The sequence below is a fragment of the Chromatiaceae bacterium genome, assembly GCA_016714645.1.
In the GTDB taxonomy this organism is placed as follows: domain Bacteria; phylum Pseudomonadota; class Gammaproteobacteria; order Chromatiales; family Chromatiaceae; genus M0108.
The window spans coordinates 205,481-223,571 of sequence record JADKCI010000005.1 but is presented as its reverse complement, the minus strand read 5'-3'; the positions used below and the strand labels follow the sequence as shown (position 1 = coordinate 223,571).

At 67.3% G+C, this 18,091-nt stretch carries 20 protein-coding genes; 9 read left to right on the top strand and 11 right to left on the bottom strand.

Translation table 11 applies throughout. From position 1 onward, the window contains the following. Nucleotides 1–33: 33 nt before the first annotated feature. The 5 genes from IPN92_17630 to IPN92_17610 form a co-directional block, all read right to left on the bottom strand. Entirely contained in the window at nt 34–1,875 is a 1,842-nt protein-coding gene (locus IPN92_17630) for a VWA domain-containing protein (GenBank protein MBK8640005.1), read from the bottom strand. Beyond that, nucleotides 1,875–2,711, bottom strand: a complete 837-nt coding sequence (locus tag IPN92_17625) for a CbbQ/NirQ/NorQ/GpvN family protein (GenBank protein MBK8640004.1) — start codon at nt 2,709–2,711, stop codon at nt 1,875–1,877. The genes IPN92_17630 and IPN92_17625 overlap by 1 nt, the downstream gene beginning before the upstream one ends. 184 nt (nt 2,712–2,895) lie before the next feature. Further along, nucleotides 2,896–3,291, bottom strand: coding sequence for a hypothetical protein (locus IPN92_17620; protein ID MBK8640003.1), 396 nt, complete (start codon nt 3,289–3,291; stop codon nt 2,896–2,898). 142 nt (nt 3,292–3,433) lie between these two features. Continuing rightward, entirely contained in the window at nt 3,434–3,706 is a 273-nt protein-coding gene (locus tag IPN92_17615) for a cytochrome C oxidase subunit IV family protein (GenBank protein MBK8640002.1), read from the bottom strand. A gap of 11 nt (nt 3,707–3,717) precedes the next feature. Beyond that, on the bottom strand, nt 3,718–4,302 hold the full coding sequence (locus tag IPN92_17610; protein MBK8640001.1) for a cytochrome c oxidase subunit 3 family protein: 585 nt from the start codon (nt 4,300–4,302) through the stop codon (nt 3,718–3,720). A 322-nt stretch (nt 4,303–4,624) separates the two neighbouring features. Here IPN92_17610 and IPN92_17605 point away from each other — a divergent pair, with 322 nt between their 5' ends. The 7 genes from IPN92_17605 to IPN92_17575 are packed head-to-tail and all read left to right on the top strand — an operon-like array spanning nt 4,625 to nt 9,976. Further along, nucleotides 4,625–5,035, top strand: a complete 411-nt coding sequence (locus IPN92_17605; protein ID MBK8640000.1) for a c-type cytochrome — start codon at nt 4,625–4,627, stop codon at nt 5,033–5,035. Next, entirely contained in the window at nt 5,032–6,312 is a 1,281-nt protein-coding gene (locus tag IPN92_17600; GenBank protein ID MBK8639999.1) for a protein nirF, read from the top strand. The genes IPN92_17605 and IPN92_17600 overlap by 4 nt, the downstream gene beginning before the upstream one ends. After that, nucleotides 6,309–6,785 carry an AsnC family transcriptional regulator gene (locus IPN92_17595; GenBank protein MBK8639998.1) on the top strand — a complete coding sequence of 159 codons (477 nt, stop codon included), beginning with the start codon at nt 6,309–6,311 and terminating at the stop codon, nt 6,783–6,785. Before IPN92_17600 ends, IPN92_17595 begins: the two co-directional genes overlap by 4 nt. Next, a complete protein-coding gene (locus IPN92_17590) occupies nt 6,776–7,468 on the top strand; it encodes a hypothetical protein (GenBank protein MBK8639997.1) in 693 nt (230 codons plus the stop codon). Before IPN92_17595 ends, IPN92_17590 begins: the two co-directional genes overlap by 10 nt. Beyond that, nucleotides 7,465–8,496, top strand: a complete 1,032-nt coding sequence (locus tag IPN92_17585) for an Lrp/AsnC family transcriptional regulator (GenBank protein ID MBK8639996.1) — start codon at nt 7,465–7,467, stop codon at nt 8,494–8,496. The genes IPN92_17590 and IPN92_17585 overlap by 4 nt, the downstream gene beginning before the upstream one ends. After that, complete coding sequence (nirJ, locus tag IPN92_17580; protein MBK8639995.1) at nt 8,496–9,650, top strand: heme d1 biosynthesis radical SAM protein NirJ; 1,155 nt, start codon at nt 8,496–8,498, stop codon at nt 9,648–9,650. The genes IPN92_17585 and nirJ overlap by 1 nt, the downstream gene beginning before the upstream one ends. A gap of 47 nt (nt 9,651–9,697) precedes the next feature. After that, the gene (locus IPN92_17575; protein ID MBK8639994.1) at nt 9,698–9,976 is read left to right on the top strand and encodes a hypothetical protein; all 279 of its coding nucleotides are present in this window, start codon (nt 9,698–9,700) and stop codon (nt 9,974–9,976) included. 383 nt (nt 9,977–10,359) lie between these two features. On the opposite strand, the gene IPN92_17570 is transcribed toward IPN92_17575, so the two are convergent. After that, nucleotides 10,360–10,521 carry a hypothetical protein gene (locus IPN92_17570; GenBank protein ID MBK8639993.1) on the bottom strand — a complete coding sequence of 54 codons (162 nt, stop codon included), beginning with the start codon at nt 10,519–10,521 and terminating at the stop codon, nt 10,360–10,362. 313 nt (nt 10,522–10,834) lie between these two features. Next, complete coding sequence (locus IPN92_17565) at nt 10,835–11,050, bottom strand: hypothetical protein (protein ID MBK8639992.1); 216 nt, start codon at nt 11,048–11,050, stop codon at nt 10,835–10,837. Nucleotides 11,051–11,478: 428 nt separating this feature from the next. On the opposite strand from IPN92_17565, the gene IPN92_17560 reads away from it, so the two are divergent. Both IPN92_17560 and IPN92_17555 read left to right on the top strand, forming a co-directional pair. After that, entirely contained in the window at nt 11,479–13,728 is a 2,250-nt protein-coding gene (locus tag IPN92_17560; protein MBK8639991.1) for a patatin-like phospholipase family protein, read from the top strand. Between the two features lie 319 nt (nt 13,729–14,047). Next, a complete protein-coding gene (locus tag IPN92_17555) occupies nt 14,048–14,422 on the top strand; it encodes a sulfur globule protein CV1 (GenBank protein ID MBK8639990.1) in 375 nt (124 codons plus the stop codon). A gap of 214 nt (nt 14,423–14,636) precedes the next feature. Here the strand turns inward: IPN92_17555 and clcA are convergent, their stop codons facing one another. The 4 genes from clcA to IPN92_17535 form a co-directional block, all read right to left on the bottom strand. After that, on the bottom strand, nt 14,637–16,421 hold the full coding sequence (gene clcA, locus IPN92_17550) for a H(+)/Cl(-) exchange transporter ClcA (GenBank protein MBK8639989.1): 1,785 nt from the start codon (nt 16,419–16,421) through the stop codon (nt 14,637–14,639). A gap of 43 nt (nt 16,422–16,464) precedes the next feature. Beyond that, on the bottom strand, nt 16,465–17,094 hold the full coding sequence (locus IPN92_17545; GenBank protein MBK8639988.1) for a YbhB/YbcL family Raf kinase inhibitor-like protein: 630 nt from the start codon (nt 17,092–17,094) through the stop codon (nt 16,465–16,467). A gap of 92 nt (nt 17,095–17,186) precedes the next feature. Next, a complete protein-coding gene (locus IPN92_17540) occupies nt 17,187–17,483 on the bottom strand; it encodes a cytochrome C oxidase subunit IV family protein (GenBank protein MBK8639987.1) in 297 nt (98 codons plus the stop codon). Nucleotides 17,484–17,490: 7 nt separating this feature from the next. Continuing rightward, a complete protein-coding gene (locus IPN92_17535; protein MBK8639986.1) occupies nt 17,491–18,066 on the bottom strand; it encodes a cytochrome c oxidase subunit 3 family protein in 576 nt (191 codons plus the stop codon). Between the last annotated feature and the right edge of the window lie 25 nt (nt 18,067–18,091).

Below are 18,091 nucleotides of genomic sequence, written 5' to 3'. Positions count from 1 at the left end.
TCGGGTTGGCTGATGGGAGATTGAGGATTCGGCTTAGCCGCCCGCGGTCAGCCGGGCGTAAAGAAGGGGCAGGCGGGCGGGTAGCTCTGCGGGGTGGCGGATGACCACATAGCCACCGCTGCCGAAGAGGTGGGGGAGATAGTCGTTGCCTTCGGGATCGATGGTCACGCAAAAGGGCTCCAGGCCCTGGCGGCGGGCCTCGCCCACGGCGTGGCGGGTGTCCTCGATGCCCCAGCGGCCCTCGTAGCGGTCGAGATCATTCGGTTTGCCGTCGGTCAGGATCAACAGCAGGCGGCGGCTGGCACCCTCCCGCGCCAGGCGCTGGGCGGCATGACGGATACCGGCCCCGAGGCGGGTGTAATAGCCGGGCTTGATGGCCTGGATGCGGCCCCGGATCACGGCGCCATAGGGCTCGGCGAAAGTCTTGATCTGGTGGACCCGCACCGGGTCGCGGCGGCGGGAGCTGAAGCCGAGCATGGCGAAGCGGTCGCCGGTGGCCGCCAGGCTTTCGCCGAAGAGGAAGAGGCTGTCGCGGATGGCGTCGATGACCCGGCCCCGATCGTCGACCCAGGTATCGGTGGAGAGGGACAGGTCCGCCAGCAGCAGGCAGGCCAGGTCGCGGGCGCCGCTGCGCATGTCGGCATAGAGGCGGTTGGGGTCGCCCTGGGCACCGGCGTGGCGATCGGTAGCGAAGCGCAGGTAGGCGTCCAGGTCGATGGCCTGACCATCCGGGAGGCCGCGCCGCCAGGTGCGGGCCGGCGCCAGGGCCTGGAATTGATCGCGCAGGCGACGGGCGGTGCGGCGCAGATGCTCCGGGAGCGGGCAGGGCGGGGCCTCGGCGGCCAGCATCTCCTGGATACGGCAGTGGTCCGGCAGCAGGCATCGCTGCTTCCAGTCCCATTCGGGAAGGCGCTCGCCGTCGGCGAGGACCAGGTCGTCCTCGCTGGCGGCCGGGAGGTCCAGATCGAAGCGCAGGCGGGCCCCGCCGGCCTTGCGGTCGCGGGCAACGGCGATGCGGTCCATGTCCTCGGCGGCAGTCTTGGCGCGCTCCAGGTCGTCTTCCTCGTCGGTGGCGCGGTCCACCCGGACATATTCGCCCCAGGTGAGGATGTTCTCCATGCGGATGCCGATGAAGCCGGCGTCCTTGTGGGGCATCTCGGCGCGTTCGGCCTGCCGGCGGCGCCGGCCCAGGTCGGCGCTGGGGTCATCCGGGGCCCGCTCCTGCTCGTCGCCCTCCGGGCCCGCCGTCGCGCTGCCCATCGGCAGCGGCGGGTCCGGATGCAGCCAGAGGGGGACGGGCAGGGGGGGACGGCGGCCCCGGGGCAGGCGCGTGACGCTGCCGGGGGCGGTCAGGGCCTGGCGGATGAGCGCCTCGGCCTCAGCCTCCGGTGGCGGCAGGCGGGCCGGGTCCGGGCGTTCGGCGAGGTGGGCGGTGACCAGGCGGCGATAACGGTCGCCGAGGCCGGGGAAGCGGGCCAGGGTCGTCCGGGCCAGGTGCTGGTTACCGGTCAACCAATCGTCGTCCTTCCGGGCCTCGCCCGTGGCCAGGGCCGCGAGCCAGAGATAGAGGTCCCGGTTGAGCCCGGCCTCTGGAAAGCGGTCAATGAGGGGCGGCAGGAGGAGGGCGCGATCGTCCCGCCAGGCCAGGGCCATCCTGTCGCCGACCCCGGCGATGCGGGCCAGCAGGCCGCGGCGGGCGCCGTGCCGGTGCTCATCGGCGGCCTTGACCTCCAGGCCGGCATCGCCCCCCAGGGCGCGAAAGTAGATGCCGATCAATCCAACCATGTCCTCCAGCCGCACCGCGGCCACGGGGAAGCGGTGTGCGCTGGCTCGGGTAACGAGGCGGTGCCAGAGGGCGCCGACCTGCTCTTCCATCAGCCTTGGCCACCCAGGCTGGCCTGGATGACCTCTCGCAGGGCGGCGATGGTCTCGGCATCGTCGGTGAGGGGTTCCACCAGGGCGGCATGGCAGGCGTCCAGCAGGGACATGCCGCTGCGGATCAGGGTGGCGGCATAGACCAGGAGCCGGGTAGAGGCGCCTTCGTCCAGGTCATGATCCTTGAGGGTGCGCAGGGCACAGGCCAGGACCACCAGGCGCTTCGCCAGGGCGGCATCGATGGCCGTCTCCCGCATCAGAATGGCGATCTCCAGTTCGGGATGGGGGAAGCCCAGGCTCAGGGCGACGAAGCGCTGCCGGGTGCTGGGTTTCATGCCCTTGAGGAGATTCTGGTAGCCGGGGTTGTAGGAGACCACCAGCATGAAGCCGGGCGGCGCCTCCAGGGTCTCGCCGGTACGTTCCAGGATGAGGATGCGGCGGTCGTCGGTTAGGGGGTGCAGAACCACGGTGGTGTCCTTGCGCGCCTCCACCACCTCGTCCAGGTAGCAGATGGCCCCCTCCCGTACCGCCCGGGTCAGGGGGCCATCGGACCAGAAGGTCCCGGCGTCGCCGATCAGGTGGCGCCCCACCAGATCCGCCGCGGTCAGGTCGTCATGGCAGGCCACGGTGTAGAGGGGCCGGCCCAGGCGTTCGGCCATGTAGCGCACCAGGCGTGTCTTGCCGCAGCCGGTGGGGCCCTTGATCATCATCGGCAGGCGGTTGTAATAGGCGTGTTCGAAGAGGGCCACTTCCCGGCCCTGGGGCTGGTAGTGGATGCCAGGAGCCGGCGCGGAGGGGGCGGCGGGAGTAGCGCCGAGGACGGTGGCAGCGGACATCTAGGCTTCCTTGCCGAACATTCTTCGGCAATTTGGGGTCAGGTCCTGGACGCGCTGCGTAACAAGATACCTTGTCGGCCCGAGGCGGAAACCTCGCTGGCGGTTCCAGATTGATGGGTGCCGGCCCACCGGGTGGAGGGCCGGCCCCGTGCGCGGGGATGAGATCCCCCGCGGTGAACGCGGATCAGTTGCAGCCCATGGCCGCCTTCATCTCTTTCATCCGTCCGGCCTGGACCCCGGTGGCGAGCCCCTTGGCCTTAGCGATGTCACCGGCCTTGACGGCGGGGACGATCTCCCCGTCACGGGTCGCCTTGAAGGCGTCCCAGGTCGGCTTGAAGGCGTTTACCTTGGCGGCTTCGGGCCCACCGGCCATGGTGGCCAGGTCCGCGTCCACGGCGGCGGTCGTGGTCTTGATCTGTTCCACATAGGCATGCTGCTTGGTCGTATCGGCCTCGTCGAGCAGGGTGACCAGGGCCGTGCGGGTCGCACCCAGGTTGGCGCAGACGTTCGCGGGGGTGGCGGCCTGGGCCAGACCGGTGGCCAGGGTCAGGACGCCGGCCAGGAGGGGGAGGTAGCGCATGAGGAATATCTCCTTGGTGAAAAGGTGTTGCTGTTTCGGGTTTGGCCGCGGCTTCCGGGGTCTTCCCGGCTCGCGGGCTTTCCGATCGTCTAATGTCCCGTGCGCAGACTCCTTAACCTGGATCAAATCGCGGCCAGTCCGATCACGGGGTCCGGGTGAAGGCCAGGGTGATGAGTCCGCCAATCAGGGTGAGCCAGATGAGGATGACCCAGCGCCAGGGACCGCTCAGGCCATGGAGTCCCATGAAGAAGTCGCCCACCAGATGACCCTTGACCAGGGCGATGCCGAGGACCAGCAGGGAAAAGGGGAGGCCGCCCAGACCCAGTTCGCCCACGGCGTAGGTAGTGAAGGTGAGGGCGATGAGGATCAGATAGACCCAGGTGCAGGGACGAAGGGCAGCGGAGGAGCTGTTCATGGCGTCTGTCCTCAGTGCATCACATAAACCAGGGGGAAGAGGATCAGCCAGACCAGGTCCACCATGTGCCAGTAGGAGGCCCCGGTCTCGACGCCGGTGTGTTCCTCGGCATCATAGCCGCCCTTGCGGGCCTTGAGGGCGACCGCCAGCAGGATGACCAGCCCCAGGATGACGTGCATGAAGTGGAAGAAGGTCAGGGACAGGTAAAACATGTAGAAGCGATTGGTGGAGAGGGTGATGCCCTGGCCGAAGTGATGGGCGTACTCAAAGCCCTTCACCCCCAGGAAGACCAGGCCCATGAGGATGGCCAGCCCCAGCCAGCGCGCGCAACCCCCCCCCGCGCCGACCCGGATGGCGGCGACGGCCCGCACCACGAAATAGCTGCTGGTGATGAGGGCCAGGGTGTTGATCAGGGCGGCACCCCGGTCCAGGGTGGCCTGGTAGAGGTTGAACAACTCCGGGTTGTTCATGCGCGTAAAGGCATAGGCGACGAAGAAGATGGCGAAGACCGATAGCTCGGCCAGGATGAAGATCCAGATCGCCAGGTCGCCGGGAGGGTAACGCCTTGCCGCCGGGGTGCTCACGGCCGTGCTCATCGGGGGGTCCACGGGATTAATTCTAAAACAATAGGTTATGCCAATTTTTCGCCGCCGGCCTTGATGGAGGTCAAAGCGATTAGCCACCGGGAGGCTTCCCGGACGGGGAGTTCTGGCTAAACTTATCTGGCATGGGGTCGGCACCCGCGGGCGGGGCCACTCTGCCCCGGCGCCACCCCCCGGGAACCGCGCTGGCTTGACTTGAGTCAAGGGCGGAGGGGGTCAAAAGTCTTTAGCTTAGGCCCCATACCAATGCTGTCCAGCCCCTGCCGATGGGCGGGGGCTGGCTGGGGTTAAACCTTCGCATCGAGGAGTCAGGGCCATGCCGTCAGGCTTGCATATCTTCCTGGGCTGGGCAGCCGGAACGGCTGGCTGGCTGACGGTCCTCTCCGGGGCCAGCCTGGCGGCCTTGGCGGCGGTCCCGCCCCTCCTTGACTCGCCCCCCGTCCCGGCGGCGGTAGCCGTAACCGCCCCCGCCCCGGTCTCCCGGGAGCGGGCCGTCGCCCTGCGTCATTTCCTGACCCAGGATTGCGGCTCCTGTCATGGTCTCACCCTGGGCGGTGGCCTGGGCCCACCCTTGCAGCGCGAGCAGGTCGCCAACAAGCCGGTGCCCTATCTGGCCTATACCATCCTCAACGGCCGGCCGGGGACCGCCATGCCCCCCTGGTCCCAATTTTTTACCGAGGAAGAGGGTGAATGGCTGGCGCGCGAACTCCGGGGAGAGAACCCATGAGCCCCACCCGCTACCTGACCTTGGCGCTGCTTCTGGTCGGTCCCACGGCCCTGGCAGCCGCAACCAGCGGCCCGGCCAACGCCTTAACCGAGCCCCAAGGCCCTGCCGTGAGCCTCGCCCCCAACGCGGCTCAAACCGAGGCACCGTCCGTCGCCCCCTGTCCGCAACCGCGCGGTACGGGTGACCTGGGTATCGTGGTGGAGCGTGGTACGGGTTCCCTGCTGCTGATCGAGACTAGCGGCAACACCGCCCTGGGCCGGATCGAGGGCCTGGGGGACCTCTCTCATGCCTCGGCGGCCTTCTCCCGGGATGGCCGTTTCGCCTTTATCTTTGGCCGTGATGGCGGCCTCTCCAAGGTGGATCTGCTGGTGGGCAAAGTGGTCCGGCGCGTGATGCAGGCCGGTAATTCTATTGGCGGCGCCATCTCCCAGAATGGCAAGCTGGTGGCGGTGGCCAATTACGAGCCCGGCGGGGTGCGGGTCTTCGACGCCGAGACCCTGGAGCAGGTGGCCGATATCCCGGCCCTTTACGAGGACGGAAAACCGGCCTCCAAGGTGGTCGGACTGGTGGATGCCCCCGGCAACCGCTTTGTCTTCAGCCTCTGGGATGGGGGCGAGATCTGGGTCGCCGACCTGACGGACCCGGCCAAGCCCGCCGTCACCCGGCATCGCGGTATCGGCCGCCAGCCCTACGACGACCTCATCACCCCCGATGGCCGTTACTACCTCGCGGGCCTCTTCGGCGAGGATGGCCTGGCGCTGCTGGATCTCTGGCACCCGGAGCAGGGGGTGCGGCGCGTCCTGCCGGGCTATGGCCGGGGCGAAGAGCCCTTGCCCGTGTACAAGATGCCCCATCTGGAGGGTTGGGCGGTGGCGGGTCGGCGCGTCTTCGTCCCCGCCATTGGCCGTCACGAGGTGCTGGTGATCGATATGGACACCTGGGCCGAGGTGGGCCGCATCCCGGTGGCGGGCCAGCCGGTCTTCGTCATGGCCCGACCGGACGGGCGCCAGATCTGGGTGAATTTTGCCCTGCCGAACAATGACCGCGTCCAGGTGATCGATGCCGAGAGCCTGGCGGTGATCCATGAACTCAAGCCCGGCAAGGCGGTTTTGCATCTGGAGTTTGAGCCCCGGGGCGAGGAGATCTGGATCTCGGTGCGGGACGAGGATCGCGTGGATGTCTATGACACCCAGACCTTCGCGCGCCTCACCCGTATCCCGGCCAACAAACCCAGCGGCATCTTTCTCACCGACCGCGCCTTTCGCATCGGGCTATGAAGGGCACCCCACTCCTGGAACGGCTCGACGCCCTCGACCGTCGCCTGCTGGATAATTTCCAGTCCGGCATCCCCCTGGCGCCCCGGCCCTTCGCCCGGATGGCGGAGCAACTGGGCGTGACGGAGGGCGAGGTCATCGCCCGTCTGCAACGCCTGACCGAGGCCGGCGCCGTCAGTCGGGTGGGCCCGGTCTTCCGCCCTCGCCAAGTGGGCGCCAGCACCCTAGCGGCCATGGCCGTGCCCCCGGAGCGCCTCGCGGAGGTCGCGACCCTGGTCAACGGCTTTGCGGAGGTCAACCACAATTACGAGCGGGAGCACCACTTCAATCTGTGGTTCGTCCTCACCGCGCCGGATCAGACCCGCCTGGAGCGGGTCCTGGACGAGATCGGGCACCGCGCCGGCCTGCCGGTTCTGGATCTGCCCATGCTGGCCGAATATCACATTGATCTGGGATTTCCACTGCAATGGACATGACTGATTCAGCCGGGCCCGGCCCTGGCCAGCCGGGTGACGCGGCCCTGATCCGAGCCATTCAAGGCGGCCTGCCCCTGGTGGAGCGGCCCTTTGCCGCCATCGGCGCCGAACTGGGCCTGGAGGAGGGCGCGGTGATCGCCCGCATCCAGGCACTGATGGCCAGGGGCGCCATCAAGCGCCTGGGGGTGGTAGTCCGTCATCAGGAGCTGGGCTATGGGGCCAATGCCATGGTGGTCTGGGACCTGCCGGACGCGACCGTCGATGCCCTGGGTCGGCGCATCGGCCAACGGCCCTATGTCACCCTTTGTTATCGCCGGCCGCGCCGCCTCCCGGCCTGGCCCTACAACCTCTTCACCATGATCCATGGTCGCGATCGCGCGGCGGTGCTGGCGCAGGTCGAGGCCATCAAAGGGGACTTCGACCTGGGTTCCGTCCCCAGCGAGGTCCTGTTCAGCGGCCAGCGCTTCAAACAGCGGGGCGCCTACTACCAGCCCGCGGTCCTTGCGGGTGCCAGGCCAGCCACCGACACTCTGGGGGTGGCTGGGGTGAACTCAGCTCGCCTACGCCCACCAGGGGGCTTGCCCCGGGCGCTGGCCGTCCCCGCCTTGCACCCGATTTGGGGGGCGACCTTAGGCACCGTCCCAGGTCCCTTTCAAGTCCGGGCCAGCGAGGCCTCGGCATGAGCGCCGAGGCTGGGCCAGGTCTCTCCGCGCCCCCCCTGCTGGGCAACCTGGAACGGACCTTCATCAACCGCTACCAGGGCGGCTTTCCTCTCGTCGAGCGTCCCTTCGTAGCGGTCGCCCAGGAATTAGGAACCGACGAAGAGCGACTGATCACCATCATCCAGGGGCTGCTGGATCGGGGCCTGCTCAGCCGCTTCGGTCCCCTCTTTGACGCGGAGCGCCTGGGCGGCCGCTTCACCCTGGCGGCCATGGCGGTACCCGAGGCGGATTTCGACCGGGTGGCGGCCCAACTCGCCGCCCTGCCCGAGGTCGCCCACAATTACCGGCGCGATCACGCCCTCAATATGTGGTGCGTGCTCGCCACCCCCAGCGAGGCGTCCCTCGGGGAGGCCCTGGCGCATCTCCAGGACCTGACAGGTCTGGAGGTGCTGGATTTTCCCAAGCTGGCCGAGTATCACCTGGGCTTCTGGCTCCAGCTTGAGGAGGATGGTGGCCTGGGCATGCGCCGCTGGGTGCGGAGCCCGACCGCCAGTCCCATCCCCCTGGACGCCTTGGACCATGCCCTGGTGACCGCTACCCAAGGCGGCCTGCCGCTGGTGGCCGCGCCCTACGTCGAGATCGCGCGCCGCCTCGGTCAAGCCCCCGCGACCGTTTTGGAACGGCTGGCGGGGATGCTGGCGCGGGGGGCCATTCGCCGCATTGGCGCCGTCCCCAATCACTACCGGCTGGGGCTGCGGGGCAATGGCATGACGGTGTGGGATATCGAGGACGAGGCCGTGGACCGCCTGGGGGCTGCGATCGGCGCCCTGGAGGGGGTGAGTCACTGTTATCGCCGTCCCCGCCGGTTACCCCTCTGGCCCTACAACCTCTTCGCCATGCTGCATGGCCGCGATCGCGCCGAGGTCCTCGCCGCCGCCGCCCGCGTCCAGGACCTGGTGGCCGACCAGTGTCGCGGCCACCAGGTCCTGTTCAGCGCGGCGATGCTGAAAAAGACCGGGTTACGCTTCAAACCCCAGGAAACCTTGTGATGTTCAGACTCAGCCGCTACCTCCACCTGCTCGCCGACCCCGAGCGCCTGGCCCAGGCCGCCGCCGCGCCCCCGGTCACCCCCAGCGGCCCCGTGGTGATCTGGAATCTGATCCGGCGGTGTAACCTCACCTGCGCTCACTGCTACTCCACCTCGGCGGACAAGGACTTTGCCGGGGAACTGACCACGGCGGAGGTTAAGGCCGTGATGGCGGACCTGTGCGCCTTTGGGGTCCCCGTCCTCATCCTCTCCGGGGGCGAGCCCCTGATGCGCCCGGATATCTTCGAGCTGGCCCACCATGCCAAGTTACAGGGCTTCTATCTAGCCCTGTCCACCAACGGCACCCTCATCGACGCGGACCAGGTGGCGCCCATCGCCGCCGTAGGCTTTGACTATCTGGGCATCAGCCTGGATGGCCTGGCCGAGACGCACGATCGATTTCGCCGCCGCCAGGGCGCCTTTGCCGCCTCCCTCCAAGGGTTGCGCCTCTGTCATGAGGCCGGTCTCAAGGTCGGCATGCGCTTCACCCTCTGTCAGGACAATGCCCAGGACCTGCCGGCCCTGCTGGATCTGATGGGCAAGGAGGGGATCGATAAGTTTTATCTGTCCCACCTCAACTATGCCGGGCGTGGCAACAAGCACCGGGAACGGGATGCCTATGCCAGCATGACCCGCTCGGCAATGGACCTGCTGATCGAGACCGGCTGGTCGCGCCTCCAGCGTGGCCAGGCCGTTGAGCTGGTGACGGGTAACAATGACGCCGACGGCGTCTATCTGCTCCACTGGGCCGAGCGGCACTTCCCGGAAAGGCTGGAAGACCTGCGCCAGGTCCTGGTCAAGTGGGGCGGCAATGCCTCGGGTCAGCATATCGCCAACATCGACAACCTGGGCCAGGTCCATCCCGACAGCTTCTGGTGGAACTATCCCCTGGGCAATGTCCTTGACCGCCCCTTTTCCACCATCTGGGCAGACCGTTCCGATCCCCTTATGGCGGGACTCCAACAGCGACCCCGCCCGGTGACGGGGCGCTGCGGTACCTGCGCCCATCTGGCCATCTGCAACGGCAACACCCGCACCCGGGCCTTTCAGGTGACGGGAGACCTCTGGGCCGAGGACCCCGGCTGCTATCTCACGGACGCCGAGATCGGCCGTTAGCGCCGTCATCCCGGGTCCTCCCCCCTTCTTAGCCTGGTGCCTATGTCATGAAAAACATCCTCTTGGCCGATACCTCTTCCCTGACATCAAGCCGCGGCCTGGGCCAGCGCATCGCCTATGGCGTGGCCCTGGGGTCCTATCTGTGCGCCGTCCTCTGCCTGGCCGCCGTCTTTATCTGGCTCGGCGAGCTGGGGAGCGAGCATCCTGTCATCGCCAGCCTGGGGGCCAGCCTGGTCTTCTTCGTTGGAGTGGGCATCGTCCTGCACGTCATCGGCCGCGCCAACCTGCCCAGCCTGGGGTTTAGCCAGGACAAGAGCCGGCTTTAGCGGTCGGGGTGAATTCTGAAGAGGTCGGAAAATTGGGTTTCCCGGCCCTCCCGCGAGGCGTTGGGAGGCCGGTGACCAGCTCCGCGTCCGGGTCGAGCGGGACGGACGGGCGTCAGGACGCCGTCTGGAAGGGGCCGGGCGGGCGAAGGGGCGCTGAAGGACGAAGGGCACGGGGTCCTTGAGCAACACCGGGGTGCGCGCGGCGGCCATCAGCAGCATGGCCTCCACCTGCCGCCAGGGGGTTTCGGGTAGGCCACGATCAACCCGAAGGCCAGGGTCGCGAAGCGCGCCATCTTGTAGGTCGGCACGGTCCATTCCGGCGCAAAGCTGGCCAGCACGAGTCGTAGATCGGCAACGGTCGAACGCCAACATGCGCTTAGTTGTTAGGTACCGGGAGACTTTCCAGTTCCTTCAACCGCTTCATCGACTGCATCCCCTGGATGCGAGTCGTAGTTGATGCCCGCGGCATTCAGGCTGCTTCCCTGCTGGAAGGGATACTCCGGCAAGGTCACGAGGAAGCGCTTCAGCTTTTCCTGCACCGGCACGAACAGCCAGATGTTGTCCGCGTACCAGCGAAGATACAGCCCAGACTCCTCCGGGCCTTCTCATTGGGGTCGGCGCGCAGGCTGACGATCACCGGCCAGCCCGGCACTTCCCGCACGGCGGTCGCGGTCCGGCCTGAGTATCGGCGACGTGATCGTGGCTCACAGCCGCTCCCCCCTTGGCCCGCATAGCCGCGTCCAGGTGGTGGCGTCCCTCCCTGGAGTGCCCCAATGATCAGTCTCGCCGGACGGGACATCCTCCACGCCTGGGGCAAGTTCGTCTTCACCGGCCTGGGCCTGGGACTGCTCATCGGGGTCACCTTCTCCATGGCTGGCAGTGGGCGCCGATCGCATGCACCGACGGATTCGCCTCTCCCCAGGCCAGGGTCGTACCCTGTCCTGTCACTGCCGAATAGGTACCCTCCAGGGGACCGCGATGGCGTTGCAGGTAGCGCGCGTCCCAGCCCGCGGACCTGGCCACCGACTCGATCCGTTCCAGCCGTAACCTGTCACCCCGGGGCAGACGCTCCATCTCAAGTCCCCCGTGCGGTCATTCCGCTCGCTGGGCAAGCGGTGCGGTACACCGGACGGCACGGATGCGTCCGTCGGCCCTCAATCATGTTGCAATCTGGATAGTGGTCGGCAAGGAGCGAGGTTATCATGACCCTGGGCAAGACGAAACCAAGGTCCCGCTGGGGTTCCCGTGTCCCTGGGGCCTTCGGCGGCCCGGTCCTCGGCGTGACCTGCAGGTGGTGATCGTCGAAGCCGCCACGCCTGCGGACGAGGGGCCGGCCCTGCTACCCAACTGGCCAGGCGCGCGGCCGCTGCCCCGCGGATCGGGCGCGCCGACACGCGTAACTCCCGGAGGCCGACGCCTATGCGGCGCTGGCCGATGGGGTGATGCACGGGACCTACCTCGGCAACGCCTACGTCACCGGATCGGATCCCCACGGAGCTTCCATGAAACGACACCTGCCCGCTCTGCTTGCAATCGCGCTTGCCGCCCTGTCCCTGGCGGCGCCCTGGACCTCGTCGGCCGCCGCCAACGGCGGCCATACGCACCGCCCGCGCATCGGCCTGGTCTTGAGCGGAGGCGGGGCCCGGGGCTCGGCCCATATCGGGGTGCTCAAGGTCCTGGAGGAGCTGCGTATCCCCGTCGACGTGGTGGTGGGTACCAGCATGGGCTCCCTGGTGGGAGGGGCCTACGCGGCCGGGTTGTCGCCGGAGGTGCTGGAACAGCGGGTCACCCAAGTTAACTGGGATAAGCTCTTCAACGACGACCCACCGCGCAAGGACTGGCCCGCCCGACGCAAGCAGGCCTACGAGAACCCGACTTTCGATTTCCGCGTCGGCGTGCGCGACGGTGACTTCAGTCTGCCCCCAGGGGCCATCTATGGCCAGCAGGTTCAGTTGTTCTTCAACGACCTGGTGAAGGGCGCGGAGACGGTGCAGCGCTTCGACGATCTGCCGATCCCCTTCCGCGCCGTGGCCACCAACCTGGAGAACGGGGAGATGGCGGTCTTCGATCGGGGGCCGCTGCCGGTGGCCATGCGTGCCAGCATGTCCGTGCCTGGCCTGTTCGCGCCCATGGAGTGGGAGGACCATTTCTACGTGGACGGGGGTCTGGTCCGCAACCTGCCCATCGATGTGGCCCGAAAGATGGGTGTGGACGTCATCATTGCCGTCAACCTGGGTTCCGGGCTTCTGCCGCGCGACCAGCTCAACAATATCCTCGGCGTCACCAGCCAGATGGTTGCGATCCTGACCGAGCAGAACGTCCAGGTCTCGCTCAAGCAGATCGACCCCAAGCGCGACGTGCTGATCGCCCCGGACCTGGGCGACATCACCGCCGCCGACTTCGACCGTGCCGCCGAGGCCATCGCCACGGGTGTGGCGGCCGCCCGCAAGGTGGCCCCCCAGCTCGCGCGCTACAGCGTAAGCGAGGCCAAATATGCCGCCTGGCAGAGCGGGCGCTTTGGGCCGGGCCACCCGGCCAGGCAGGTCGGGGAGGTGAAGATCGAGGGACTCGATCGGGTGAACCCCAAGGTCTTCGACGGGTTGGTCAAGGCCCAGCAGGGCAAGCCGCTGGACCGCGCCCAGTTGGTAGAGGACATCCAGAAGGCCTACGGCCAGTATGACTACGAACGCATCAGTTACCGGTTCCAGCCCCGTTCGGATGGCAGCGACCTGCTCATCGTCAACGCGCTGGAGAAGGCTTGGGGCCCAGGCTATCTGGGCTTCGGGCTGGGCCTGATGACGGACAATAATGGCGACAGCCGTTTCGGCCTGCGCGCCACCTACGACCAGCACTGGGTCAATCAACTCGGGGCCGAGTTCGGCGCCGAGCTGACCCTGGGCAACGCACCGAGCCTGCGCGCGGAGTTCTACCAGCCCTTGAACCTCGACCGGGCGGGCTTTGTAGCCCCCTACCTGGACCTGAACCTGAGTCCGGACAGTATCTTCCTGGGCGATGAGCGCGTGGCGCGCTACGACGTGGTACGCGAGCGCCTGGGCGTGGATCTCGGCACGACCCTGGGCGGGACCGAGCTTCGCATCGGCCCCTATCTCGGCCAGACGAACGTAGTCCTCGATACCGGCTCGCCCCAGCTCCCGGAGGAACGGATCAACGACACCGGGGTACGCGCTCAGATCCGCTACGACACCCTCGACAGCATCGCTGTCCCGCGATCCGGCACGCGCGTCTTCCTGGAGGCGCGCAACCCCCTCGAGGCCCTGGGGGCCGAGGTCCAATACACCCGGGCCTTCCTCAGTGCCGACACCGCTTACAGCTTTGGGCCCAATACCCTCGCCCTGAGACTCAAGGGCGGAAGCAGCTTCGGCGACCAGATGCCCTATTACGACCAATATGCCTTGGGCGGCTTCCTCAATCTTTCCGGCTACGCCTACGAGCAGTTCCGTGGCAATGACATGGCCTTTGCCGGCCTGGCTTATTACCGTCAGATCGCCTCATTGCCCCCACCCATTGGGCGCGGCCTCTACCTGGGCGCCTCTCTGGAGGCTGGTTGGCTGTCGGATGGCGTCGTGCGCAACCCCGCGACGGGCCAGAACGTGATCATAAGCCCCGAGAAGACGGGGGTTGGGGGGAGCCTGTTCTTCGGCTCGGACACCTGGATCGGCCCGGCCTTCCTGGGGCTCGGGGTCTCGGGGTCGGGCGAGACCGCCATCTATGTGCTGATCGGGCGGCCCTGAGACTCCGAAACGCGGCCTTCCTCGTGGCACTGAAGCAAGCGGCAGTGACCTTCGCGAAGAGCTTCGGTTTTGTCCATCCGGCGACCAACGACGTCGTCTCCAGCCTGAGTCATATCGGAGGTATGAAATTCCGTTCGCGTCCCGATAGCGTGGGGGTGCCGCGAGCGCGCCGTGCGGCCGTCGTGCCGAGGCTCGTGCCTGAAAAAAGCGTTTGACAATATCAGAATGTTCTAATATTCTACTACCCCATGGACGGCGCACCGCACAACCAAGACGCCGCCCTTGCTGCCAACTAAAAACCAACGAGAGAGAAAATCACATGAAAAAGCTTGCTACTGCCGCCGCGATCGCTGCCCTGCTGGGTGTTTCCGCTTCTGCTTCCGCCTTCTGGGGCGGTGGTCCCTGGGGTAACAACGGCTACGGCAACGATGGCTGGGGCAACAACAACATGATGAACGACATGTTCGGCAATGGCGACGGCTACGGGGACTTCAGCATGAGTATGGGCGGTGGTGGACGCGGCTATGGTCGCGGCAACAGCCGCTACTACGACAGCTACTCCAATGGTTACGGCCCTTACGGCTACGGCGCCCCCTACGGCTATGCGCCTTATGGGGCTCCTTATGGCGCCCCCTACGGTGCCCCGCCCGCTCCCCCGGTCGCGCCCGCCGCGCCGGCCGCCCCCACCAAGTAAGGAGCCGACATTCTCACGCACAGGGAGGTGCGTTTCACCCTGGGTCCCTTTCGGCGTCGGGGGAGGGTGGTCAGCATCTTAGCGGTAGCAAGTACCTTTCTCTGACGCCACCTCTTCGGGTCGGCTGGCCCACCTCGACTCGGGCTAAGCGATCTGTCTTTCCAGACTCCTATTCTCATGCCTCGCGTCCAGCCGTCCCGATTAAGCAGGGTGGCTAGGGCTTTGTCTCGGTTGGGACCGGCAACAGCCGAATGCTTGCCGCCAGGGGCCGCACCAGCGGCTTCAGACGGCGCAACTCCCGTGGGAGAGCGGCCAGGGCCGCCTCGGCCTCGGTCTGGGTCGCGTAATCGCCCACCAGGAGGGCAACCCACGCCTTGCCGCGATGCTGGCCTTGCAGGGTGCGGAAAGGTCCCACCCCCTGGTGTCGTTGCGTGAAGGCGGCGAGGCCCGCGTCGTTGGCTACGGTCAGCAGTTGGATCGCGAAGCCTCCTGGGTCCCGACCTCCTGGCTCGGGCGGGAGGGTTTCGTCGCGGGATGGCGTCGGGTCGGGAGGTGCGACACCAAGACCCGTGCCAGGCGCCGCCGCGGCTCGGTTGGACAAGGTCTCGGAACCCGCCGTCCCTCCCCGGGGTCCATCCAGCATCTCGCCCGGCCCGGGTGCCGTCAGGCGACCCAATCCCAGCAACGCGACCAGAATGCCGCCGGCGCCCAGGACCCGGCGCCAGGGGGCGCGTGGTGGCGGTGGCGGCTGGTGCCCCTGGGTGAGCAGCAGGCTGTAGATCGGTTGCCCGCCCAAGGCCTCGGCGGTGAAGGTGGCCGCGAGGCAGGTGAGGATGATGGGCAAGCCCAGGTCCAGGGCGCCGGTGAGCTCGATCACCAGGATGATCCCCGTCAAGGGGGCGCGCACCGTGGCGGCAAAGAGGGCGCCCATGGCCGCCACCGCGAAGAGGCCGGGACTCAGGCCCAGCCCCGCCAGCAGGTGATCGAAGGTCACCCCGACCAGGGTGCCCAGCGCGAGCAGGGGGGCGAAGATGCCGCCCGGCAGCCCGGCGCCATAGCTGCCCACCGTGGTCAGCACCCGCGCCGCTAGCAGGATCAGCAGGAAGCGGGTGTCGGGGTGGCCCTGGAGCAGGGAGGCCACCAGGCCCTCACCGCCACCCATGGTCTCCGGCGCGTTCCAGACCAGGATACCCAGGGCCATCCCCAGGGCGCTGGTGGTGAGGTAGGCATGGCCCTCGCGCAGGGCCCGCAACCGCCCCAGCGACCCCAGGAGCAGGGCGTTGAACAGGACCCCCAGGACCCCGACCAAGACCCCGAGCACCACGAAGAGGGGGAGGGCGGACAGCGGGGCCAGGCCCAGCGGTGGCAAGGACAGGGCCGGCCCCTGCCCCAGGAGGCCGTCGCTGACCACCACCGCCAGGCAGCACGCCAGGATAACCGACTGCAGCGCGGCGAAGCTGTATTCGAAGTGCTCCCGCAGTTCCTCGGTGACGAAGATGATGGCCGCCAGCGGGGCATTGAAGGCGGCGGCGAGTCCCGCCGCTGCACCGGCCGCGATGAGGGTGCGGCCCTGCCGGGCATCCAGGCCCAGCCGCTCGGTCGCCAGTTGGCCCAGGGCGGCGCCCATGTGGACCGTCGGCCCCTCACGCCCCAGCACCAGGCCGGAGCCGAGCGCCAGGGCTCCGGCGACGAACTTGACCGGCAGCACCCTTTGCCAGCGCAGGCCGTGCTCACCGGCGAGGATGGCCTCCACCTCCTGAACGCCGCTGCCGGCGGTCTCCGGGGCGAAGCGGCGCACCAGCCACAGGGCGGCACACAGCACCAGGGCCCCCAGGGCCATCAGGACCAGCCAACCCGGCACCGGGGCCGCCTCCAGGGCGGTGTGCAGCAGGTCGCGGCCCTGATCGGCCTGGTCGAGCAGGGCATGGAATGCCGCCCCGACCAGCCCCGCCAGGGCGCCCACCAGGGCCGCGGCCAGAAAAGGCCGTGTTGTGGCCAAATGATCGGCGCTCAGGGCTTGCAAGTCGCCAAGGACTTGTCGCTCAGCCGCCGACAGCGGGGTTCAGGCTGTAGAAGCCGGACAGGGTCGCCGTGGCCAATACATGGCCCTCCAGGGCCTGGCGCACGGAGCGGCCGTCGAAATCACCACTAATCTCTAGGGCGGGGACATCGATGGCGTAGAGGGTGAAGACGTAATCATGCAGCCGCTCATCGTTCCAGGGCGGGCAGGGACCGTCATAGCCGAAATAGGGGCCGGACATCTCCGCGTCCCCGGCGAACCAACCGGTGTAGTCGTTGAGACCATGACGCAGGCCATCGGGCGCAGCCGGCCCGGATTTGCCACGGGGGGTCACGCCGCGACAGTGACTGCCTGCGGGGATCTCGGTGGTCGAAGGGGAGATATCCAGCAACACCCAATGAAAGAAATCGATCCGGGGCCGTGAGACGGGCAGGGTCTTACCCTCCTGATTGACGTCCTCACCGCTGCTGGGGACGTTGGCGTCATGGCAGATCAACACCAGGGATTGGGTGCCCGCCGGGATGTCCATCCAGGCGAGATGGGGGTTGATGTTGTCGGAGAGAGCGATATGGGTATCGGGCGCGATCCGGGCAAAGGCGTATTGGGCCGGAATAGCCTGACCCTGGCTAAAGCTGGCACTGACAAGTTGCATAAGGGGTCACCTGGGCTGGGTCATGGATTGATAAGTCGGGATAAGCCTAGCATGGGAGTCGCGACAGCTCACTCCTTGTGATCCCAGCCCCCTTATCCCCCAGTCAAACTAGTCAGCCGGGCGATGGCGGGTCCATGGAGGTGGACCAACAGCATACAAGTCGGTACCAGCAGCCCAAAGAGCCGCACCGGGTAACGAATAGCTGGCCGGGCCTGGCTAACTTCCAGAAATTCCTCGATGACCATGCCGCCCTTGAGGGCCGTGAGGGTGGCCACGATCAGGGTCAGCACCAGGCCGGGGGTTGCCCCCGCGCCAAGACGGGCGCCCGTCAGGGTGAGGATGACCAGGATCAGCCAGGTCAGGACCAGGGCGCGAAAGGAAGGGTTCATAGGCGCCTCAGGGCAGGACGTAGAAGAGGGGGAAAATCATGAGCCAGATGAGGTCGGTGGCGTGCCAATAGCTGGCGAAGGCCACCATGCCCCGATGGTTGCTGGCCGAGTAGGCGCCGGTGGCGAGGCGGGCCAGAATCCAGGCCATGCCCATCAGGCCCCAGCTCACATGCACCAGGTGATTAAAGGTCAGGTAGTAATAGGCCAGTTGAAAGACATCGCCGCCACCGTCCAGCCCCCGCGCCAGGTTCCAGCGGAACTCCAGGACCTTCATGATGGGATAGCCTAGGGCGGTCACCAAGGCGAGGACCAGCCAGGTCAGAGAGGCGCGCCGCCGGTCGGCGCGGATGGCATGGAGGGCGCTGGCGACCATGAAACTACTGGTCAGCATGACCAGGGTGTTAACGATGCCCGCCAGGGTCCACAGCTTGGCGGGGCCTTGGTGAAAGGCCTCGGGGTGATGGGCGCGGGCGATGAAATAGACGAAAAACATCAGGGCGAATTCAGTCATCTCCGCAAAGATGCCGACCCAGATGGCCTTGTTGCCAGGAATACCCGTGTCCCGGGATTCCGGGGAGGTCATTGCCGACGGTATTACCAAGACGTCC